Annotated in this window: 1 protein-coding gene; it reads right to left on the bottom strand. The window is 64.0% G+C overall.

Annotation, left to right across the window (positions count from 1 at the left end; all coding sequences use genetic code 11):
- The coding region (locus tag AC3II9_RS22515; protein WP_489158999.1) for a hypothetical protein at positions 1-236 on the bottom strand (236 nt) is incomplete at both ends.

Below are 236 nucleotides of genomic sequence, written 5' to 3'. Positions count from 1 at the left end.
ACGAACAGGAGCGGCAGCTGCGTCTGAGCGAAGACGAGCACCGCAACCGTGACGTGCAGCGTGGTTAGGGCCGCGAGCTCATAAAGCTCTCTCCGGCGCACTGCCTTGCTCCACGCCGTGACGTCCCCGCCGATTACCAGCTTGACGATCGGCATGACCGTCAGTGTGCCCAGCGAATGGGCGACGAACCAGTTGAACGCGTTGCGCCAAACAGGAAGGTCTGCGGCCCCATGCGC

The sequence above is a fragment of the Lysinibacillus sp. RU7 genome (assembly GCF_057837305.1).
The sequence above is the reverse complement of the archived record's forward strand: the minus strand, read 5'-3'. Positions and strand labels throughout refer to the sequence as shown.